Genomic DNA, 21,481 nt, shown 5'->3' with positions numbered 1-21,481 from the left:
GCACCGGTTCGTGGAGGGGCTCGATCTGCCGGTGCTCGGATATCTGCGCGACACGCAAAACTACGTGCAGGCCGCCGCGCACGGCCTGACCATCTGGGATGTGGCGCGAAGCCGGGTGGAGAAGGATCTCGAGCAGTGGCAGCCGATTATCGAGTGGGTATCGAAGAAGTAGGGATCACCATGAAAAACGCCGGTGGCTTTTCAAGGCCACCGGCGTTTTTTACGTCCAGCTTTGCGTCGGAACGTGATCGCGGTTTCCCTTGATCCGGTTCTTTTCATCGACGAAAACCAGGTCCGGCTTCCAGCCCGCTTTCAGTTCGGCTTCGTCAACCAGCGCGAACGCCGCGATGATCACGAGGTCGCCCAATTGCGCGCGCCGCGCCGCCGAACCATTCAGCGAAATCATGCCGCTGCCGCGCTCGCCCTTGATGGCGTAAGTGGTCAGCCGTTCCCCGTTGTTCACGTTCCAGATATCGATCTGCTCGTTCTCGAGCAGATTTGCCGCTTCCAGAAGGTTTTCGTCGATTGCGCACGAGCCTTCGTAATGCAATTCGCAATGCGTCACCGTTGCGCGGTGGATCTTCGATTTCAACAGCGTTCGCTGCATGCGTTCCTCGTTCAGACTTCCAGATTGTCGATCAGCCGCGTCGTGCCGAGCTTGGCTGCAGCCAGCACCACGAGCGGCGCGGCGGTGTCGCCGGGACCGGGCGGCAGCAGGTTGACGCGCTTTCTCACTGCGATGTAATCCGGCTGCCAGCCGCGCTGAGCAAGCGATTCCACAGCTTCTTTTTCTATCGATGCAAAGTCGCGGTTGCCCGAAAGCACGGCGTCGCGCACGCGATTCAGGGCTTGCGCCAGCACCGGCGCTTCGGCGCGCTCGGCTGCTGCCAGAAAGCGATTGCGCGAACTGAGCGCAAGACCGTCGGCGTCGCGCACGGTTTCGGCGGCGACGATCTCGGTCGGCAGCGCGAATTGATGGCACATCTGCCGCACGATCATCAACTGCTGGTAATCCTTCTTGCCGAACACGGCCACGCGCGGCTGCACGCACGACATCAGCTTCATCACGACCGTGCACACGCCCTGGAAGAACCCGGGACGGAACTCGCCCTCGAGGATGTCGCCCAGATTGGTCGGCGGATGCACGCGATATTGCTGCGGCTCCGGGTACAAGTCCGCTTCGGTCGGCGCGAACAGCACATACACATTCTCGGACTGAAGCTTCTCTATATCGTCCTGCAGCGTGCGCGGATATTTCTCGAAATCTTCGTTCGGCCCGAACTGCAGCCGGTTCACGAAGATACTGGCGACGACCGGATCGCCGTGCTGGCGCGCGAGGCGCATCAGCGAAAGATGGCCTTCGTGCAGATTACCCATGGTCGGGACGAAGGCGGTTCGGTTCTGGCCGCGCAACTGATCGCGCAGTTCATGGATCGAGCTAATGACTTTCATCTAGCGGGTGACTCCTTGCGGGCTGCGCGAAAAAATAGGCGGCGCCGAGGGGGAAAAGGAAAGGGTTGTGCAAGATCGCGACAAATAGACGGCATTCACGCTCAAGCCGGTGAATACGCGAGTCTCACGTAGATGGGCGCATACGGTTCGGCCTGGGTAATCTCGATCAGCGATTCGCGCGACAACTCCAGCATGGCGATGAAGTTCACGATCACGACGGGTATGCCGCGCGTGGGATCGAAGAGATCGCCGAATTCCATGAAACGGGCGTTTTGCAGACGCCGCAGGATCACGCTCATGTGTTCTCGCACCGACAACTCTTCGCGCGAGATCTTGTGGTGCTCGACCAACCTTGCGCGTTTGATGACGTCGGCCCAGGCTGCGCGCAGGTCGTTGACATCGACGTCGGGGAAGCGCTGCGCCGAGCTTTGTTCAACGTAGACTTCGGCGCGCAGGAAGTCCCGGCCAAGCTGCGGGATGTGATCGAGGCGCTGCGCTGCAAGCTTCATCTGCTCGTATTCGAGCAGGCGCCGCACGAGTTCGGCGCGCGGATCTTCGGCTTCTTCGCCGGTATCCGCCTTTTTCACCGGCAGCAGCATGCGCGACTTGATCTCGATCAGCATGGCCGCCATCAGCAGATATTCCGCCGCGAGCTCCAGGTTCGATTCGCGGATCTGGTCGACATAACCAAGATACTGGCGCGTCACATCCGCCATCGGGATGTCGAGGACGTTGAAGTTCTGCTTGCGGATCAGGTACAGCAACAAGTCGAGCGGACCTTCGAACGCCTCGAGAAATATCTCGAGCGCGTCCGGCGGGATATACAGATCCGTTGGCAGCTTCCAGAGCGGCTCGCCGTACAAGTGCGCGAACGCTACGCCGTCGATGGTATTTGGCGTGGAATCGGTCGCGGGCGCGGCGAGCGCGGCGGCGCGGTCGTCCTTGGCCGTTCCCGAATGATCCGCAGCGTGCTGCGCGTCGCGCGCGGAACTCACGTTCAGAAGTTCTGGTAATAGACGTAGGACGTTTGCTCGACGCGCGATGTCTTGAGCTTCGCGCGTTCGTCGAGGTCGACCGGCTGCTTGTCCCACAGGAGCGCGCGGCCCTTGCGCTGTTCGTCTTCCAGCGACGGCTTTTGCTCTTTCAGCTTGTTGATGAATTGGGTGATGTCCGACTGGTACATGATTCGACTTCCGTTGGATCAGAGCGATTCAGAAACGGGCGCGGCGCTGCGAAAAGCGAAAAATTTGAAACGCCGCCGGGAACAAGCGCAATTTTACCGCAAGCGTCAGGGCACGGCGCGGAAACCGGGGGAAACAGCGTGCGTTGGTCATTCGGTCTATAGAAATGGCCGGGATCATGAGCTTGCGAGGGTTTATTGGAAACGCTGTCATTAATTGCAAAACTGCGGAACAAGCACGCTCACGCGCCGTCCAAGCCGCACTTTCTGTATTTTCAGGCTGCGCCAGACGCTTGTTCTGCGCGCCTGAGCGGCGGGTGGCGCCAAGAAATTCGAACCCGCCCGAACGGCCGTTTTTGGGACAGCCGGCGCTGCCGATGTGGTGAAATAGCGCCTGCCGGATCGACCTCTCGTCCGGCCCGAGCTTGTTCATTGTCTTTATTCAACCTGGAGGTCACGTTTGGCGGGGCGCCTGTTTGATCCGCTGCGCTTCAAGCGCGGGCAAGCCGAGCATCGGCGGCTGGAAACGCCGCTGGTTGCATCGTCGAAAGCGCCTTTTCGTGCGTCCTCAATCGTGCGGCGCGCCGTCTGGTCGCTCCACGCGCTGGCGCTTTGCGCCTTCGCCGTGCCCGCGCACGCCAAATATGACGTGGATATCGATGCGCCACGCAGCATCCGGTCGCTCCTGAAAGACCATCTGGATCTGTCGCGATTCAAGAAGCGCGACGACATCAGCGACGAACAATTCGACTTCCTGGTCACGGCTACGCCGCAGGAAGTGCGCGATCTCGTCGCCACCGACGGCTATTTCACGCCCGTCGTGCGCACCGACGTCAAACATGAAGGCGACAAACGCTCGGTGACCATTTCGGTCGATCCCGGTCCGCAAACCAAGGTCGCGTCCGTTTCGCTCACCTTCAAGGGCGCGATCACGGAAGAGGATCGCGCGCAGGAAAACACCGCGCGTTTCGCCTTTTCAGTCCATGAGGGCGATCCGTTCTCGCAAGGCGCGTGGGACGACGCAAAGAACGCGTCGCTGAAAGCGCTCCAGTCGCGGCGTTATCTGGGCGCGAAAATTTCGCAATCGAAGGCGAGGGTGAATCCGCGCACGCATATCGTGGATTTGTCCGTCACGTTCGATAGCGGCCCGACCTTCACCTTCGGCAAGCTCGACGTTTCAGGCGTGCGGCGTTATCCCGAGCAGATCATCCACAACGTCAACCCGATCCACGAAGGCGATATCTACGACGTCGCCCGCGTGAACGAATTGCAGCGCCAGTTGCAGAACACGCCGTATTACGCCTCGGTTGCCGTCGACGCCGATAACGACGTGACCAAGCCCGTCGAAACGCCGATGCACCTGAAGGTCAGCGAGTACCCGTACAACAGCGTGCGCTACGGCGTGGGTTACGCGACCGATACCGGGCCGCACATCCAGGGCGCCTACAGCTATCTGGATACCTTTGGAAAGGCTTATCCGTTCACGGTGTCGGGTCGTATCGACCAGACGCAGCAATACGGACAGGTCCAGCTCGCCATGCCGCCGGGCAGCCGGGCGTGGGTCAATAGCGTGCTGGCGTCGTACACGAACACCAATGTGTCCGATACGCGCATCTACAGCGCGCGTGCCGGCGTGCAGCGCTCGCGCTCGCTGCAGAACATCGACACCACCTATTCGCTGCTTTTCTATGCCGATCGGCTGACGCAGAACGTCGGACCGCCTACAACAAGTCGCGCGCTGGTACCTTCGTGGCAATGGGTGCGCCGTAACGTGGACGATCCGCTGTTTCCCCGCTCGGGCAACCTGATTCGTGCCGAGGCCGACTTTGCTGTCAAAGGCCTTCTCACCGACCAGACTTTCGGCCGCGTGTACACGAACCTGCTGCAGTACCTGCCGCTCGGCAAGAACGACTTGTTCGTATTCCGCGCTGAATTCGGCGGGGTGTTCACCGCGGGCGGCTCGAGCGGAGTTCCGGCGTCGCTGCTGTTTCGTGCGGGTGGTGCGAATTCGGTACGAGGTTATGGCTATCAAAGCATTGGTCATGACGTCGACGGCTCGGTGCTCCCGGTCAAGTACCTGATGACGGGAAGCGCGGAGTATCAGCACTGGTTTTCACATGACTGGGGCGGCGCGACGTTTTTCGATATAGGCGCGGCCGCCGACACCTGGAGCGAGCGCGTGTTCGAACCGGGCGCGGGCGTGGGCGTGCGCTGGCGCAGCCCGGTCGGCCCCGTGAACGTGGACATTGCGTATGGTTTCAAGAACCGGGATATCCGTCCGTACCTGACGCTCGGGATCGCCTTTTGATGAGTTTGCATAACGTGTTTTTTCGCGCATGACGGAACAGAACGGCCGGTCGCCCGCAGAACAACCGGATCCCTCGGAGGGCCGGGGGGAGGGCGCGCCGGTCCCGGGCAAGCGCGGCGGCGGGCGGCGTTTCGCCAAATGGCTGGGCGGCATCGTTCTCGTGCTGGTGCTGTGCATGGCGCTTGGTGTCGCGACGATCCTGTATGCCCTGAACAGCGAGCGCGGGACGCGTTATGTCTGGCAGGCGGCGACGTCGCTGCTGGGCGGGCGTTTGAGCGGCACGCTCGACGGCGGCGCGATCTCGACCGGCTTGCGGCTTCGCAACGTTCGCTGGAAAGGCACCGACGGTACGGATGTCGCCGTGGACAGCGTCTCCGGCCAATGGGCGCTGACGCGCGCGCCGTTGCGTTTCACCATCGATTATTTGCATGTGGGAACGGTCGACGCCCGGATCGCGCCATCGCCGAAAAGCAGTGGCCCGATCGAGTTGCCGAGGGATCTTCGCCTGCCGATCCAGCTCGTGATCAGCGACGTCACGCTCGACAAACTGCGTCTGCATGACGGCGCCACGACGACAGAGTTTTCGCGCCTCGCGTTGTCGGGTCACAGCGATGGCCGCCATCACGCGGCCACCGTCCAGCGTCTCGATACCCCCTTTGGCGCCGTCACTGCGGCGTTGAAACTCGATGGCGGCGCGCGTCCGTTTCCATTGACGGGAGACGTCGGATATTCGGGCAAGGTGAGCGACGAAACCGTGCAGGTCGCCGCGCGCCTGACGGGATCGCTTGAGAACCTGACGGCGGATATCGATGCAAGCGGCATGAAGCTGAAGGGCAATGCGCATGTGGAGGCCGAGCCGTTTGGCGTGGTGCCGCTCAAGCGTGCGCTCGTCACGGTGGATCATGTGAATCCGCAGGCGTTCAGCGCGAGCGCGCCGTTTGCGGATCTGGCGTTGCGCGCTGAAGTGAAGCCCGATCCGGCTGCGCCCGACGCGCTGGTGGTGACGGGGCCGGTTTCCATTGTGAACGCGAAGCCGGGTTCGGTGGACAAGAAACTGATCCCCTTGATCGACGCCCATGCGAATGTGAAGCTCGACGCTTCCGAGCAAACCATTTCGGGCTTGAACGTGCGGCTCTTGAAGGAAGCAACGCTCACGGGTAGCGGAGCCCTCAAAGACGGCAAGGGCGAGTTCGACCTGAAAGTGGCGAAGCTCGACCTGAGTCAGATCGAATCGACCATCCGGCCGACGCAATTTGGCGGACCCATTGGCATCAAGCTTGCCGGCGATACGCAGATCATCACGCTCGATCTGAGCGACACCAAGGCGGCTTTGCGTGCACAAGGCAAGATCACGCTCGATGCCAAGCAGACCGCCTTCGATGCCGTGAAGGTAAGCGTGGGGAAGGGGCACATCGAGCTGAGCGGCGCGCTCAAGAAAGACGTGCATTCGAGCTACGACGTGAAGGCAAAGATTGTCGATTTCAATCCGTTGTTGCTGTCCGACCAGTTGCTTGCAACGCCGCCGCCAGCGAAGGGCGCCAAAAAGCCTGCCGTCAAGCCACGAACCATTGAAGCGCGTGTCAACGGCACGCTTTCCGCAACCGGCGTGCTCGCGCCGACGCTCACCACCAAAGCGCAATTCAAGCTCGGCGAAAGCGTCTACGACAACCTGCCGCTCACCGGCGCGGGCACGATTCAGGTTGTGGGAACGCGCATCTTGCCGAGCAACGCGACGCTTTCCATCGCGGGAAACAACGTCGATCTGAACGGCAGTTTCGGCGCGCCGAGTGACCGCTTGCGGTTTCGTATCGATGCCCCGCAACTCGAGCGGCTGGGCTTCGGTTTGGCGGGTCTCGTGAAGGCGGACGGCGATCTCACCGGTTCCTTCGCGCATCCGAACGTGGCCGCGAATTATCAGGCCGACAGCGTGGTGTTCGGCGCGAACCGCGTGGGTCACGCAGAAGGACGGGCCGAAGCGCGCGACGGCGCGAACGGCGCGCTGGTCTTTACGTTGAAGGCACGCGATGTCAGCACTGACGGCGTCGATCTTTCCAGCCTCGATGCCGACCTGAACGGCACGCGCGCCAATCACACGCTCAGCGCAACCGCCGTCGGCAAGTTGCACGGCAACGCGGTCAACCTGACGCTTGCTGCCAACGGCCGCCTGACCGACGCTCGCGACGGCGCGCATTGGGACGGCACGGTCACGCGTTTATCGAACAAAGGCACGCCGAACCTGAATCTCGACGCACCGCTGACCGTGAGCTACGCCCCGAATCATGTTGTGCTCGGCGCGACGCGGTTGTCGGCGGAAGGCGCCGTGCTCGACCTGAAGTCTTTCGCGTTCGACAGCGGGCGCATCAGTTCCGTTGGGTCGCTCACCAACCTGTCCGTTCTGCGAATGCTGGAGATACGCCAGGAGTTGATGGGCGGTCCGCCGCCCATCAAGACCGATCTCGTCTTCGACGGCGACTGGAACTTCGCGCTCGGCGCCACCGCGACAGGCTACGTGCAAGTGAAGCGGCGCGGCGGGGATGTGTCTATCGATGCCGCCCGTGGCGTCGCCGCGCTCGGCATTACGGACATCGCCGCGCGAGCCGATTTCACCGGCGGCAACCGGCTCAACGCGACGTTGCATGCGCAGGCGTCGCGGATCGGCGTGATCGATGCCAACGTCCACACAACGCTGGTTTCACGCGACGGCACGTTGACCGTGGCCGACGAAGCGCCGGTGAGCGGCGGCATTGAAGCCAACGTGCCTACGCTGCGGACAACGGGCGGATTGATCGGCCCGGCGTATCTGCTCGATGGGCGCCTCGGGCTCAAGCTGACTATCGCGGGGATCGTCGCCAAGCCGACGGTGTCGGGCATGCTGACGGGCGATGGCTTGTCGGTGACGGTCATCGACCAGGGCGTGCAGTTGAAGGACGGCGTGATCCGGATCGCGCTTTCCGAGAACCTCGTCGATCTGCAGCAGGTCGAGTTCCACGGGTCCAGCGGCACGTTGCGCGCGACCGGCAAGGTGCGGCTCGATCAGGATCAGCCGGACCTGACGGCAAGCATCATTGCGGACAAGCTTGAGCTGTTTGCGTCGCCGGACCGGCAGCTGCAATTGTCGGGCAGCGCGTCGGTAGCGAATGCGGGGTTGAAGGGTGGCATGAATATCGATGGCAAGTTCACCGTCGATCACGCGCTCTTCGATCTGCCCGAGCAATCGGCGCCATCGCTTGGCGACGATGTCGTGATCGTGCGTCCGGACGGCACGGTGAAAGGCGAAGACCAAGCCGTGGTTGCGACCGGCGACAAACCGGTGGGCCCGTTTGCGCCGCGTGCGAATATCGATATCAACCTTGGCCAGAAATTCCGGTTCCGCGGCGCGGGCGCCGACCTGGGTCTTGCCGGAACCATTACCGCGATGAGCGCCCCGAACATGCCGTTGCGTGCGGTCGGCAACGTCCGGGTGACGCCGGGTTCCACATACACTGCGTTCGGCCGGAAACTCGGCATCGAGAACGGATTCTTCACCTTCAATGGCCCGGTCGCGAATCCCGGCATCAACATTCTCGCGATGCGCCGCAATCAGGAAATCGAAGCGGGCGTGCAGGTGACGGGCACGGTCCAGGCGCCCAACGCCAAGCTGATCTCCGAGCCGAACGTGCCGGACAACGAAAAGTTGTCGTGGCTGCTGTTCGGGCATGGCACGGATCAGGGCAACAACGTGGGTCAGCAAAGTGCAATGACGAACGCGCTGGCATTGCTTGGAAGCGCAAGCGGCAAGCGGATCGCGCAGACCTTCGGGCTTGATGAATTTTCCATCGGTACGAGCGAGGTCGGGTTGACCGATCCGCAAGTCGTGATGTTGTCGAAGGCGATCAACGAACGGCTCGTGCTGGGTTACGAGCAGGGCCTGCAGTCGGCAAGCAACGCCATCAAGATGACGCTGAACCTGTCGCGTTTCTGGTCCGTTTCCGCTTACGGCGGCACGTTCCAGGGTCTCGATCTGCTCTATACGCGACGCTTTGATTCGTGGGCGCGCAGGAACGGGCCGTCGGAAAAATGAAGATGAAAAAAGAGCCGTTCAACTTGCGTTGGAACGGCTCGTGTCTTTGCGCTTATCCCGGCGTTTGACTCAGCTTTACTTCACGCGCATTCCCGGCTTCGCGCCGCTATGCGGTTCGAGGATATACAAGCCCGGTTCAGCCTTTTCGTCGTCGGACGATGCCGCCAGAACCATGCCTTCCGACAAGCCGAACTTCATCTTGCGCGGCGCGAGATTCGCGACCATCACCGTGAACTTGCCGATCAAATCCTGCGGCTGATACGCCGACTTGATGCCTGAAAACACATTGCGCGTTTTCTCTTCGCCCACGTCCAGCGTCAGTTGCAACAGCTTGTCCGAACCTTCCACCGCCGTGCAATCCACGATCTTCGCAATACGCAGGTCGATTTTCGCGAAGTCATCGATGGAAATCGTGCCTTCTGCTTCCGGCGCTTTTTCCTTTGCGGCTTTCTTCGAAGCCGAGTTCGATGCTGCAGCCGGCGCAGCGACCACCGCAGCTTGCCCCGGCGCAATGGACTCGCGGTTCGCTGCAATCAACGCCTCGATCTGCTTCGGATCGACGCGCGTCATCAGGTGCTTGTACGTGTTGATCGGCTGCGCCGAGCTGAGCGGCGCCGAGACATCCGCCCAAACCAGCGGCTTGATGCCGAGGAACGCTTCCACTGATTCCGCCAGCAACGGCAACACGGGCTTCAACGCCAGCGACAACAGCCTGAACGCTTCCAGGCTCACGCTGCAGGTTTCGTGCAACGCGGCTGCATTCGCCGGGTCCTTCGCCAGATCCCAGGGCTTGGAGGTATCGACGTAAGCGTTGACTGTATCGGCGAGATCCATGGTCGTGCGCAGCGCGCGGCCATATTCGCGCGCCTCGTACAGCGCCGCGATTTGCGGAACCGCCGCCCGCAATTGCAGCAGCAACGAGTGGTTCATTGCACTGTCCTGCACACGGCCTTCGAAACGCTTGATCAGGAACCCCGCCGCGCGGCTTGCAATGTTCACGTACTTGCCGACCAGATCGCTGTTCACACGCGCCTGGAAATCATCGAGGTTCAAGTCGATGTCTTCCATTGTGTGGTTCAGCTTCGCGGCGAAGTAATAGCGCAGCCATTCCGGATTGATGCCGGTATCGATCACGCTTTTTGCCGTGATGAACGTGCCGCGCGACTTCGACATCTTCGCGCCATCGACGGTGAGAAAGCCGTGGGCGAACACGTTCGTCGGCGTGCGGTGGCCGGAAAACTGCAGCATGGCCGGCCAGAACAGCGTATGAAAATACAGGATGTCCTTGCCGATAAAGTGATACTGCTCCGTCTTCGATCCCGGCCGGATCCATTCTTCGAAATCGAGTCCGCGAGCGTCCGCCAGATTCTTGAAGCTCGCGTAATAGCCGACGGGCGCGTCTACCCACACATAGAAATATTTGCCCGGCGCGCCCGGAATCTCAAAGCCGAAATACGGTGAATCGCGCGAGATGTCCCAGTCCGCGAGCTTGGCTTCGCCTTTCTCGCCGAGCCATTCGCGCATCTTGTTCGTGGCTTCGGGTTGCGCGAGACCGCTGACCCAGCCGCGCAGAAAGTCTTCGCAACGCGGGTCGGACAGGCGGAAAAAGTAGTGCGTCGAGGTCTTGCGCACCGGCGTCGCGCCCGACACGACCGAATACGGGTTGATCAGGTCGAGCGGCTGGTACGTCGAGCCGCAGACTTCGCAGTTATCGCCGTATTGGTCCTTCGCACCGCACTTCGGGCATTCACCCTTGATGAAGCGGTCCGGCAGGAACATTTCCTTGACCGGATCGTAGGCTTGCTCGATATCCCGTGCATCGATCAAACCGGCTTCCTGCAGCGACTTGTAGATGGATTCGCACAGGACGCGGTTTTCCTCGGCGTCGGTGGAGTAGTAGTTGTCGAAGGAAATGCCGAAGCTGTCGAAATCGCGCTTGTGTTCCTTGCCGACGCGCTCGATCAGTTGTTTCGGCGTGATGCCTTCCTGCTCGGCGCGCAGCATGATGGGCGTGCCGTGGGTATCGTCGGCGCCAACGTAGTAGACCTCGTGACCGTGCATTCGCAGCGTCCGGACCCAGATGTCCGTCTGGATATATTCAACCATGTGGCCGATGTGAATCTGGCCGTTCGCGTACGGGAGCGCGGACGTGACGAGAACCCGGCGGTTGGCGGACGCGGAAACCGGTGCTGACGATGACGGTGCTGACGATGACATAAGGCGCTTGCCTGCAGTTGAAAATTCGGTGAATGCGTGAAAAAGCGAACCACGATTCTAGCAGGAGGCAGATAGGGCGCTTGCGACGGGGGAAAGTGGAGGACATGGGGCTCGAAGTCCCCGCCGCCTGCAAATTCCAGGCGAAAAAAAACCGGGGCAAATAGAGCGGCCCCGGAGCAACAACGACAAGAGGAGAATGGCATGTGGCGGCACAACACGGCGCCAGCCACCTACCATTAATACAGACACGCGGTGTGCGGCCAAAGTTTCAACTATTTTTCGATTCCCTCGATATTTTCCAGGAACCGATTAAACCTTGGCCGTACATCAAAACGGTCAATTCCCCTTGTAAATCAATCCGCTTACTGAACCTGTCCCGGCTGAGCCGTGGCGCGCAGATAAATTTCAACGCGACGATTCTGTGCACGGCCGGCTTCGGTGGCGTTGTCAGCGATAGGCTGGGTCTGACCCATGCCTGAAGCTGCCAGACGCTGGGCCGCCACGCCATGACCCGCGAGATACGACGTCACGCTTTGTGCGCGATTTTGCGACAAGGTCTGGTTGTAAGCCGGCTGACCGGTGCTATCCGTGTGGCCAACCACTTGCGCGATCAGTTCCGGGTGTTGCACCAGCGTCTGCGTGACCTGGTCGAGCACCGGCGCGAACGTCGGCTTGATGGCGTAGCTGTTGGTATCGAAGGAAATGGCGTTCGGAATGTTCACTTTCAGCGAGCCGTCCTGCTGCTCGGTCACTTGCGTGCCCGTGCCCTTCGTTGCGCCCGTCAGCTTGCCCTTGATGGCCTGCCAGTTGTAACCGGTGATCCCGCCAGCCGCCGCACCAACGCCCGCGCCGATGGCCGCGCCCTTGCCGCCACCGAAGATTGCGCCAATACCCGCGCCGGTCGCGGCGCCAATGCCGGTGCCGACGGCGGCGTTATTGCCCTGCTGCGAGGCGCAACCGGCGACGAGCGCCCCGGCTATTGCGATTACGGACAGGCGGGTCATCATTTTCGTGTTCATTGTCATTTCTCCAGGATTCAATCAAGGCAATCGCCTCGGCGAACGGAAGAGCACCCCGTGGGGTCTTCCGGCGAGCCGTTGCGCCTGCCACTACAATACGGCCAAGGATTCAACCGCTTAAAACGATGCGTCCCCGGACCATGGCAGCGTGGGATAGTGCAGTGCACGCCTCCGTCACGCAATGTCGTGCAACAATTCCTTTCAAATTTCATACCACGTGCGCGAAAGTGTTCGATCCCTATTCGCAACAAGCGTTCCCACGGAGTCTCGATGAGTCTTGATCGCGCCCGGATCGACGCCGCCCTCGGCGGCCTGATCGATCCCAATACCAGCCGCTCTTTTGCAGACGCGAAAAGCATACGCAATGTGACCATAGATGGCGCCGATGTCAGCGTCAACGTCGTGCTGGGATATCCGGCGAAAAGCCAGTTCAGTGCAATCCGGTCGCTCGTCTCCGAAGCTGTTGCCAGGGTTCCGGGCGTAAATGGCGTGAAAGTGGACGTTTCGTCGCAGGTCTTGGCGCACGCCGTCCAGCGCGGCGTGAAGCTGCTGCCGAACGTCAAGAACATCATCGCCGTGGCGTCGGGCAAGGGCGGGGTCGGCAAAAGCACGACCGCCGTCAACCTTGCGCTGGCGCTGGCTTCGGAAGGCGCGTCGGTGGGCATGCTGGACGCCGATATCTACGGCCCGTCGCTGCCCATGATGCTCGGCATCAGCGGCCGCCCCGAATCGCCCGACAACCAGTCGATGAACCCGCTCATCGGCCATGGGATCCAGGCGAATTCCATCGGCTTTCTGATCGAGCAGGACAACCCGATGGTCTGGCGCGGCCCGATGGTCACCTCCGCGCTCGAACAACTGCTGCGCCAGACCAACTGGAAGGATCTTGATTACCTGGTGGTCGATATGCCGCCGGGCACGGGCGACATCCAGTTGACGCTGTCGCAGAAAGTGCCGGTGACCGGCGCTGTGATCGTGACCACGCCGCAGGACATTGCGCTGCTCGACGCCAAGAAGGGCCTCAAGATGTTCGAGAAGGTCGGCATTCCGATCCTCGGGATCGTCGAGAACATGAGCACGCATATCTGCTCGAATTGCGGCCATGAAGAACACATTTTCGGCGCGGGCGGCGGTGAACGGATGTCGAAGGAATATGGTGTGCCGGTGCTCGGCAGCCTGCCGCTGGATATTGCCATCCGCGAGAAAACCGATGCCGGACAGCCGACCGTGGTGTCGCAACCTGACAGCAAGATCGCCGATGCGTACCGGTCGATCGCGCGCAAGGTCGCGATTTCGATTGCGGAGCGCCAGCGCGACATGACGTCGATGTTCCCGAGCATCGTGGTGCAGAACACCTGAGGACCTGAATCGCTTGCCGGCATGGACTCTGGGCGCCGGGCGTGTCGCGGTATCATGTGGCCTTCGACGGGCGTGATCCAGTGAGCACACGGGGTGGTCGCGGGTCGCCATGAGGATTGCATGAAACGAAGATTCGACGGGCCTGGATCGGTTAGCCGTGTTGCCACGACAAACCCGGCCTTGAGCCTGATTGCACGTTGGAGCACGAGCGCAGCCACAGGGCTGGCGCTCACCGCCGGCACATTGCTGCTCAGCGGCTGCGGCATCTTGTTCCAGAACCATGAGAAACGCGCCGACGCCATGTTGCAGCCCACGGCGGGCAGCAGCGCGAGCGGGTCGCTCACGTTCATTGAACGGGCGGATGGGGTGCAGGTTTCCTACAACCTGTCAGGCATGGCGCCCAACAGCGAGCACGCGCTGCAGATTCATGAGCGCGGCGACTGCATCGTGTCGAACTCATCCGATGGCGGCCCGGTCTTCTCTCCCGCAGCCGAACGCAGCCACTCATCGAAACCCGAGGGCGACCTGGCGACCATCCGCGCCGACGCAAATGGTTCGGCGACCGGATTCATCGTGGCGCCCGATGTTTCCCTCGACGGCGTGCGCTCCGTCCTGTCGCGCGCGGTCCTGCTGCATCGCGATACATCCGACTCGTATTCGCTCAGCCCGCACGGCGCCGGTCCGGCGCTCGCATGCGGCGTGATTCGTCAATGAAATCAGGCTCCTGAAACGTCAGACCCGGCTTCTTGGCCAGGTCGCGTCGCATGAGCCATCACATCAAGTAAAATACGCGCTTCCCGGCGGGTCCCACTGAGTACCGCATGCATCTGCATGCAATCCAGTCTTCCGGCCACGCCCCGTTTCAGGCACGGCGGCTTTTCTCGAGCCGCTTCTTTCGTTGGGTACGTTCCCTATGAGCATCAAGTCCGACAAGTGGATCCGGCGCATGTCCGAAGAGCACAAGATGATCGAGCCGTTTGTGCGCGATCAGGTGCGTGTGTCCGAAGACGGCCGAAAAATCGTGAGTTACGGCACGTCGAGCTACGGCTACGACATTCGCGTGGCCGACGAATTCAAGATCTTCACGAATATCAATTCCACGATTGTCGATCCGAAGAATTTCGATGAGAAATCGTTCGTCGACTTCAAGGGCGACGTCTGCATCATTCCGCCGAACTCGTTCGCGCTTGCGCGTACCATCGAATATTTTCGCATTCCGCGTTCTTGCCTGACCGTGTGCCTGGGCAAGTCCACCTACGCACGCTGCGGGATCATTGTGAACGTGACGCCGTTCGAACCCGAATGGGAAGGCTACGTGACGCTCGAATTCTCGAATACGACACCTTTGCCTGCCAAAATCTACGCGAACGAAGGCGTGGCGCAAGTCCTGTTCTTTGAAAGCGACGAAATCTGCGAGACTTCCTACGCTGACCGTGGTGGCAAGTATCAAGGGCAAAGCGGCGTGACGCTGCCGAAAACCTGACGTTTCTGTCACAGGTTTTGCTGTTTAGAAACGTCATTGCAACGCTTTTTGAAAGACCGCTGGACTCGAGCATGCACAACTCGGTCAGCGGTCGTTCCATTTGGAGATTCGCCTCATGAAGTTTCGTTTTCCCGTCGTCATCATCGACGAAGATTTTCGTTCCGAGAACATTTCGGGTTCCGGTATTCGTGCGCTCGCCGAGGCGATCGAGCGCGAAGGCGTCGAGGTGCTCGGGCTGACGAGTTACGGCGATCTGACGTCGTTCGCGCAGCAGTCGAGCCGCGCGTCGTGTTTCATCTTGTCGATCGATGACGACGAGTTGCTGCCGTATGCGGACAGCAACGTGGTGCTGGCCGAGGGCGATGCGCCGGAACTGGCCTCCGCGATCGTCGCGTTGCGCGCCTTTGTGCAGGCCGTGCGCCGGCGCAATGCGGACATCCCGATTTTCCTGTACGGCGAAACGCGCACTTCACGGCATCTGCCTAACGATATCCTGCGTGAACTGCATGGCTTCATTCACATGTTCGAGGACACGCCGGAGTTCGTTGCGCGCCACATCATCCGCGAGGCGAAGGTTTATCTCGATGCGCTCGCACCGCCGTTCTTCAAGGAACTCGTGCAATACGCCGAAGAGGGTTCGTACTCGTGGCACTGCCCGGGACACTCGGGCGGCGTGGCGTTCCTGAAGAATCCGCTTGGCCAGATGTTCCACCAGTTCTTCGGCGAGAACATGTTGCGGGCGGACGTCTGCAATGCCGTCGACGAACTCGGTCAACTGCTTGATCACACGGGACCGATTGCGGCATCGGAACGAAACGCGGCGCGCATTTTCAGCGCGGATCATCTGTTCTTCGTGACGAACGGCACGTCGACATCGAACAAGATTGTCTGGCACGCGACGGTTGCGCCCGGCGACATCGTGCTGGTCGACCGTAATTGCCACAAGTCGATCCTGCACGCCATCACCATGACCGGCGCGATTCCTGTCTTCCTGACGCCCACGCGCAATCACTTCGGCCTGATCGGGCCGATTCCGCGCGACGAGTTCAAGCCGGAAAACATCCGCAAGAAGATCGAAGCGAATCCGTTCGCGCGCGAGGCGCTTGCAAAGAACCCGAAGGTGAAGCCGCGTATCCTGACGATCACGCAAAGCACGTACGACGGCATTGTCTATAACGTCGAGATGATCAAGGATCTGCTCGGCGACATGCTCGACACGCTTCACTTCGACGAAGCGTGGCTACCGCACGCCGAGTTCCACGAGTTCTATCAGGACATGCATGCCATTGGCGCCGGCCGTCCGCGTACGGGCGCGCTCGTGTTCGCCACGCACTCCACGCACAAGCTTCTGGCGGGGATCTCGCAGGCATCGCAGATCGTGGTGCAGGATTCCGAAAACAGCACATTCGACAAACACCGCTTCAACGAAGCATATTTGATGCACACGTCGACCAGCCCGCAGTACGCGATCATCGCATCGTGCGACGTGGCTGCGGCCATGATGGAACCGCCGGGCGGCACGGCGCTGGTGGAAGAATCGATTGCTGAAGCGCTCGATTTCCGCCGCGCAATGCGCAAGGTCGACGACGAATACGGCGACGAGTGGTTCTTCAAGGTGTGGGGGCCGGAAGCGCTCGCCGAAGAGGGTATCGGCAGCCGTGAAGAATGGGTATTGAAGCCGAACGATCACTGGCACGGTTTCGGCGCGCTTGCCGAAGGCTTCAACATGCTCGATCCGATCAAGGCGACCATCATCACGCCGGGACTCGATGTGGACGGCGAGTTCGGCGAGTCGGGCATTCCGGCTGCGATTGTGACGAAGTATCTGGCGGAGCACGGGATCATCGTGGAGAAGACCGGGTTGTATTCGTTCTTCATCATGTTCACGATCGGCATTACGAAGGGCCGCTGGAATTCGATGGTCACCGAACTGCAACAGTTCAAGGACGACTACGATAACAACCAGCCGCTGTGGCGCGTGCTGCCGGACTTTATCGCGCAGCATCCTTCGTATGAGCGCATGGGTTTGCGGGATCTTTGCGAGCAGATCCACAGTGTTTATCGTGCGAACGATATCGCGCGGCTGACCACCGAGATGTATCTGTCGAGCATGGAACCGGCCATGAAGCCGTCCGAAGCGTATGCGAAGCTGGTGCACCGGGAGATCGACCGGGTGCCTATCGATGAACTCGAAGGGCGCGTGACGACCATCCTGTTGACGCCGTATCCACCGGGCATTCCGTTGCTGATTCCGGGCGAGCGCTTCAACAAGACGATCGTGGATTACCTGCGCTTTGCGCGCGAGTTCAACGAGCGTTTCCCGGGCTTCCATACGGATATCCACGGGTTGGTCGGTGAGATGATCAACGGGCGGATCGAGTATTTCGTCGATTGCGTCGCGCTCGAGCGCTAAGTCGAAGATGTAGCTTGCAATGAAGAAGGCCCGCATGAGTGATGCGGGCCTTCTTCCATTTACGTCACGATAAACCTGCGCTCCGTCACGCCCGGCTCCGGCAAGCCTTTCGGTGGCCGCTTGAAGTCGGGATCGGCGGTCATGTCATGGAGCATGGTTTCGAGCGCATCGCAGAGCGCGCTCAGCGCAAGATCGTTTTCCTCCAGGCCAAACGGGTCTTCGATCTGCGCCGCAATCGCCTCCAGCGACATGAACGCATACGCCACCAGCAGCGCGAACAGAGGCGTCAACACGCCCGCGCCATCGACCAGGCCGAACGGCAGCAGCACACAAAAAATATAGACGGTCCGATGGATCATCACCGAATACGAGAAGGGCAAAGGTGTGGATGCAAGCCGCTCGCAGCCGCCGATCACGCCCGACAACTCGTTGAGGTTCTGTTCGAACGCGAGGGTGCCGTAGCCATCGAGCGCGCCTTCGTGTGAGCGTGCAGCGGACCATTCGCCGAGCCAGCGCAGGATCAATGTCGATCGATTCTGCGCTTTGACGGTGCGCTGATATAGCGCAGGCGTCAGGCGCGTGGCGAGATCCGGAAGCGGATCGGTGCGGCGCATTTCATGTCGCAACGCGTGACCGAGCGCCCCGATTGCCGCGATGAACTCATGCCTGTCTGTGGGCTCGACGCCGCGCGGCAAGGTCAGCGACTGACGCGCGAGGGATCGGCCGTGAATGGACAATGCTCCCCAGAGTTTGCGGCCTTCCCACCAGCGCTCATAACTCGCGCTATTGCGAAAGCCGAGGAATACCGCGAGCGCAATGCCCACCAGCGCGAACGGCGGCGTGCCGAGCCCGACCGGGTAGGTGCGCATATGGTCGTGCATCACGATCGCCGCGACGGACAGCACGAAGATCAGCGCAAGCCGCGGCAGGAGTTGCGGCAGCACGGACCCACGCCAGACGAACAACATGCGGAACCAGTTGAGTTTGGGGCGGATGATCATGGGCGGGTCGGACGCAAAGTGTGGAGAGCCTGCTTGCTACGTTCAGCGTCGACGACTATTTCACCCCAACGCCACCCGAGCCGCCTTCGCCGCAGCCCGAACCTGTTCCGGCGCCGTCCCGCCGGCGTGATTGCGACTCGCCACCGATCCTTCCAGCGTCAGATATTCGAACACATCTTCACCGATCAAATGCGCGACGTTCGGCAACTCCGAGCGCATTTCATCGAGCGTGAGGTCCGCCAGATCGCAGCCGCGATCCACGCAGATGCGCACGGCGAGCGCCACGGCTTCGTGTGCATCGCGAAAGGGCAGACCGCGCTTCACCAGGTAGTCCGCCAGATCCGTCGCCGTCGAAAATCCTTGCAGCGCCGCGGCGCGCATCGCGTCCGGCTTGACCGTGATACCCGAGGCCATCTCAGCGAAGATGCGCAGGGTGTCCGAAACGGTATCGACGGTATCGAACAGCGGTTCCTTGTCTTCCTGATTGTCCTTGTTGTAGGCGAGCGGCTGGCCCTTCATCAGCGTCAGCAACGACACCAGATTGCCGTTCACGCGTCCCGTCTTGCCGCGCGCCAGTTCGGGTACGTCGGGGTTTTTCTTCTGCGGCATGATCGACGAACCGGTGCAGAAGCGATCCGCCAGATCGATGAACCCGACCCGTGGGCTCATCCACAGCACGAGTTCTTCGGAGAAGCGCGACACGTGCGTCATGATCAGCGCAGCAGCCGCCGTGAATTCGATGGCGAAATCGCGATCGGAAACGGCATCGAGCGAATTGGCGCAGATGCCTTCGAAGCCGAGGGTCTTCGCAACGGCGTTGCGATCGATCGGATAGCTCGTTCCTGCCAGCGCCGCAGCGCCGAGCGGCAAGCGGTTCACGCGCTTGCGGCAATCGATCATGCGTTCGCTGTCACGCGTGAACATCTCCACATAGGCGAGCAAGTGATGCCCGAACGTCACCGGCTGCGCGACCTGCAAATGCGTGAAGCCCGGCATGATGGTTTCGGCGTTTTGCTCGGCGATATCGATCAGCGCCCGGCGCAGCTCGATCAGCAACGCGCCGATCCGGTCGATCTCGCCACGCAGCCAGAGACGGATATCGGTGGCGACCTGGTCGTTGCGCGAACGGCCAGTGTGCAGGCGTTTGCCGGCATCGCCGATAAGCGCCGTCAAGCGCGCCTCGATATTCAGATGCACGTCTTCAAGGTCGAGTTTCCACTCGAATTCGCCGCGCTCGATCTCATCCTGGATCTGCGTCATGCCTTTCTGGATGGCCTGGAAATCCGCATCGCCGATGATCTTCTGCGCGGCCAGCATGGCGGCGTGCGCAAGCGAGCCCTGGATATCGACGAGTGCGAGACGCTTGTCGAAGAACACCGATGACGTATAGCGCTTCACCAGATCGGACATTGGTTCGTTGAAGCGAGCCGACCAGGCTTCGCCTTTCTTGTGCAGTTGGGACGTCATAGTGATGTTCTTAAGAGGACAAAAACGCGGAATTGCCGATTTTACAGGCAATGACAAACCTGCAGCCATTTGCAAAGCCGTGAAAAGAAAAAGGGACGCCTTTCGACGCCCCTTTTGGATCAACTCATGGAAACTGCTTCAACCCTGTCAGGCTGCCGGAATGACCTTACCCGTATAAACCACCGGCCCGGTCGGACCATTCGGATTCGGCGATCCGCCAACCGGTTCGACGGAAACCGCCAGCACCGGATACGCGCTCACAGAAGCGGCCTTGAACTTTGCGGTTCCGCCGACCGGCAGCACGCCGAGCGATACCGGATGTCCTGCCTTCGGCAAACCCCAGAGCTGCATGGATTTATCGGAGGGATCGGACGATCCGCTCAGGCGCCGCACCGTCACTTCCGACGTCCGGTCATCCCACGTCACGAGCATGCGGGCGTTGGACTTTTCGTCGGCGAGTGTCGCCACATAGCCGATGCGCGGTTCCTGCGCCACTTGCGGAGCAGGCACAGGCGCGGGCACCGGAGCAACGGTTGACAGCTCGCGGATCGACACGACCAGCGCGATCGCGGCAATTGCCGTCGCTGCGATCGACCATCCGCGCCAGAACGACAGGTTCTCGAACCAGCCGGGCTTCGGACGCGCAACCGGCGTTGGCGGAACCGGACGCGCCGCAGTCGCGTCGCGACGGGCATTCACGAGATTCAGCCGGCGTTCGATAGCCGTCCAGATTTCGGGCGGTGCCGCGACGCCCGGTCCGAGTTCAGTCATGGCCGCGAGGCGCAGGCGCCAGGTCTCGACCGCGAGCCGGATGGCCGGATCGTGCTGGGAAATACTCTCGAAGCGTCTTCGCGACCCGCCGCGCAGCACCCCGAGTGTGTACTCGGCGGCAAGCTGATCGACCAGCCCCGCGTATCGATGCAGATCCATCACAGCCCTCCCAGGCACGTCTTTAGTTTTTCCAAGCCGCGACGAATCCACGACTTCACTGTGCCGAGCGGTACTTTAAGAACGTCGGCCACTTCGCTATGGCTCTGGTCACGCAGATATGCAAGCGCCACTGCCTGACGCTGATTGGCTTCGAGCCTGTCCATGCAGATGGCGAGTTGCCGTGCTTCCTGGCTCATCAGCATCTGGTCGGAGGGATCTGCCTCGTTTGCAGGCAAGGTATCGTCCAACGCATCGCTCCATTCGGTTTCGGCGCTCGCCCCGTTGGCTTTCTGCCGCCGCAAATAATCGAGAGCCCGGTTGCGGACGATCGCCGCCATCCAGGTCATGGGCGCGGACAGGCCTGCTTTGTAGTCGCCCGCGTATCGCCAGATATTGACGAACGCGTCCTGCAAAACTTCTTCGGCCCACTCACGCTTCACCAATATACGAAGCGCGAGGCCAAACAGTTTCGACGAAGTTAAATCATAGAGCTCGCGCAACGCGGCGGCGTCTTCGCTGGCAACACGGTCAAGCAGTTGCACGAGGGTGTCGGGGGTCGGGTCGTGAGAAAGGATTGTCGTCATGGGACCGG

Annotated in this window: 17 protein-coding genes and 1 pseudogene; 7 read left to right on the top strand and 11 right to left on the bottom strand. The window is 61.0% G+C overall.

Translation table 11 applies throughout. The features are described 5' to 3' along the window. Positions 1–172 (top strand): annotated as a pseudogene (locus ACFFAR_RS04140) (ParA family protein); the annotation flags it as partial. A 48-nt stretch (positions 173–220) separates the two neighbouring features. On the opposite strand, the gene panD reads toward ACFFAR_RS04140, so the two are convergent. The 5 genes from panD to ACFFAR_RS04115 form a co-directional block, all read right to left on the bottom strand. Beyond that, complete coding sequence (gene panD / locus ACFFAR_RS04135) at positions 221–607, bottom strand: aspartate 1-decarboxylase (protein WP_174364401.1); 387 nt, start codon at positions 605–607, stop codon at positions 221–223. An 11-nt stretch (positions 608–618) separates the two neighbouring features. Further along, a complete protein-coding gene (gene panC / locus ACFFAR_RS04130; RefSeq protein WP_174364402.1) occupies positions 619–1,452 on the bottom strand; it encodes a pantoate--beta-alanine ligase in 834 nt (277 codons plus the stop codon). A gap of 101 nt (positions 1,453–1,553) precedes the next feature. Beyond that, a complete protein-coding gene (locus tag ACFFAR_RS04125; protein ID WP_082778859.1) occupies positions 1,554–2,339 on the bottom strand; it encodes a ScpA family protein in 786 nt (261 codons plus the stop codon). Between the two features lie 110 nt (positions 2,340–2,449). Beyond that, positions 2,450–2,638 carry a DUF3460 family protein gene (locus tag ACFFAR_RS04120; RefSeq protein ID WP_172811963.1) on the bottom strand — a complete coding sequence of 63 codons (189 nt, stop codon included), beginning with the start codon at positions 2,636–2,638 and terminating at the stop codon, positions 2,450–2,452. Positions 2,639–2,663: 25 nt separating this feature from the next. Beyond that, positions 2,664–3,065 (bottom strand): hypothetical protein, encoded by a 402-nt coding sequence (locus ACFFAR_RS04115; RefSeq protein ID WP_062169490.1) that lies wholly within the window; start codon positions 3,063–3,065, stop codon positions 2,664–2,666. A 141-nt stretch (positions 3,066–3,206) separates the two neighbouring features. On the opposite strand from ACFFAR_RS04115, the gene ACFFAR_RS04110 reads away from it, so the two are divergent. Together ACFFAR_RS04110 and ACFFAR_RS04105 are read left to right on the top strand one after the other, a co-directional pair. Further along, positions 3,207–4,940, top strand: coding sequence for an autotransporter assembly complex family protein (locus tag ACFFAR_RS04110; RefSeq protein WP_236873417.1), 1,734 nt, complete (start codon positions 3,207–3,209; stop codon positions 4,938–4,940). Positions 4,941–4,968: 28 nt separating this feature from the next. Then, on the top strand, positions 4,969–9,000 hold the full coding sequence (locus tag ACFFAR_RS04105; protein ID WP_375507548.1) for a translocation/assembly module TamB domain-containing protein: 4,032 nt from the start codon (positions 4,969–4,971) through the stop codon (positions 8,998–9,000). A gap of 75 nt (positions 9,001–9,075) precedes the next feature. Here ACFFAR_RS04105 and metG read toward each other — a convergent pair whose 3' ends face one another. Next, positions 9,076–11,217 carry a methionine--tRNA ligase gene (gene metG, locus ACFFAR_RS04100; protein ID WP_174363785.1) on the bottom strand — a complete coding sequence of 714 codons (2,142 nt, stop codon included), beginning with the start codon at positions 11,215–11,217 and terminating at the stop codon, positions 9,076–9,078. A 362-nt stretch (positions 11,218–11,579) separates the two neighbouring features. Then, positions 11,580–12,236: an OmpA family protein gene (locus ACFFAR_RS04095; RefSeq protein ID WP_375507547.1), complete on the bottom strand. Its 657-nt coding sequence runs from the start codon at positions 12,234–12,236 to the stop codon at positions 11,580–11,582. A gap of 270 nt (positions 12,237–12,506) precedes the next feature. Between ACFFAR_RS04095 and apbC the strand changes: the two genes are divergently transcribed. The 4 genes from apbC to ACFFAR_RS04075 all read left to right on the top strand — a co-directional run bounded on the left by apbC (position 12,507) and on the right by ACFFAR_RS04075 (position 17,491). Beyond that, entirely contained in the window at positions 12,507–13,595 is a 1,089-nt protein-coding gene (gene apbC / locus ACFFAR_RS04090) for an iron-sulfur cluster carrier protein ApbC (RefSeq protein ID WP_174363201.1), read from the top strand. A gap of 120 nt (positions 13,596–13,715) precedes the next feature. Next, complete coding sequence (locus ACFFAR_RS04085) at positions 13,716–14,309, top strand: superoxide dismutase family protein (RefSeq protein ID WP_174363202.1); 594 nt, start codon at positions 13,716–13,718, stop codon at positions 14,307–14,309. 199 nt (positions 14,310–14,508) lie between these two features. Continuing rightward, on the top strand, positions 14,509–15,078 hold the full coding sequence (gene dcd, locus ACFFAR_RS04080; protein WP_061998787.1) for a dCTP deaminase: 570 nt from the start codon (positions 14,509–14,511) through the stop codon (positions 15,076–15,078). Between the two features lie 115 nt (positions 15,079–15,193). Beyond that, complete coding sequence (locus ACFFAR_RS04075) at positions 15,194–17,491, top strand: arginine/lysine/ornithine decarboxylase (RefSeq protein WP_061998788.1); 2,298 nt, start codon at positions 15,194–15,196, stop codon at positions 17,489–17,491. A 59-nt stretch (positions 17,492–17,550) separates the two neighbouring features. Here ACFFAR_RS04075 and ACFFAR_RS04070 read toward each other — a convergent pair whose 3' ends face one another. The 4 genes from ACFFAR_RS04070 to ACFFAR_RS04055 all read right to left on the bottom strand — a co-directional run bounded on the left by ACFFAR_RS04070 (position 17,551) and on the right by ACFFAR_RS04055 (position 21,473). Further along, on the bottom strand, positions 17,551–18,492 hold the full coding sequence (locus ACFFAR_RS04070) for a bestrophin family ion channel (RefSeq protein WP_174363203.1): 942 nt from the start codon (positions 18,490–18,492) through the stop codon (positions 17,551–17,553). Between the two features lie 60 nt (positions 18,493–18,552). After that, entirely contained in the window at positions 18,553–19,959 is a 1,407-nt protein-coding gene (gene argH, locus ACFFAR_RS04065; RefSeq protein WP_062169500.1) for an argininosuccinate lyase, read from the bottom strand. 147 nt (positions 19,960–20,106) lie between these two features. Then, positions 20,107–20,889, bottom strand: coding sequence for an anti-sigma factor domain-containing protein (locus ACFFAR_RS04060; RefSeq protein WP_061998791.1), 783 nt, complete (start codon positions 20,887–20,889; stop codon positions 20,107–20,109). After that, positions 20,889–21,473 carry a sigma-70 family RNA polymerase sigma factor gene (locus ACFFAR_RS04055; RefSeq protein ID WP_174363204.1) on the bottom strand — a complete coding sequence of 195 codons (585 nt, stop codon included), beginning with the start codon at positions 21,471–21,473 and terminating at the stop codon, positions 20,889–20,891. Before ACFFAR_RS04055 ends, ACFFAR_RS04060 begins: the two co-directional genes overlap by 1 nt. Positions 21,474–21,481: the final 8 nt, after the last annotated feature.

The sequence above is a fragment of the uncultured Caballeronia sp. genome (genome assembly GCF_964243625.1).
Lineage (GTDB): Bacteria > Pseudomonadota > Gammaproteobacteria > Burkholderiales > Burkholderiaceae > Caballeronia.
Note: the sequence above shows the minus strand (reverse complement) of the source record. Positions and strands in the feature narration are given on the sequence as shown.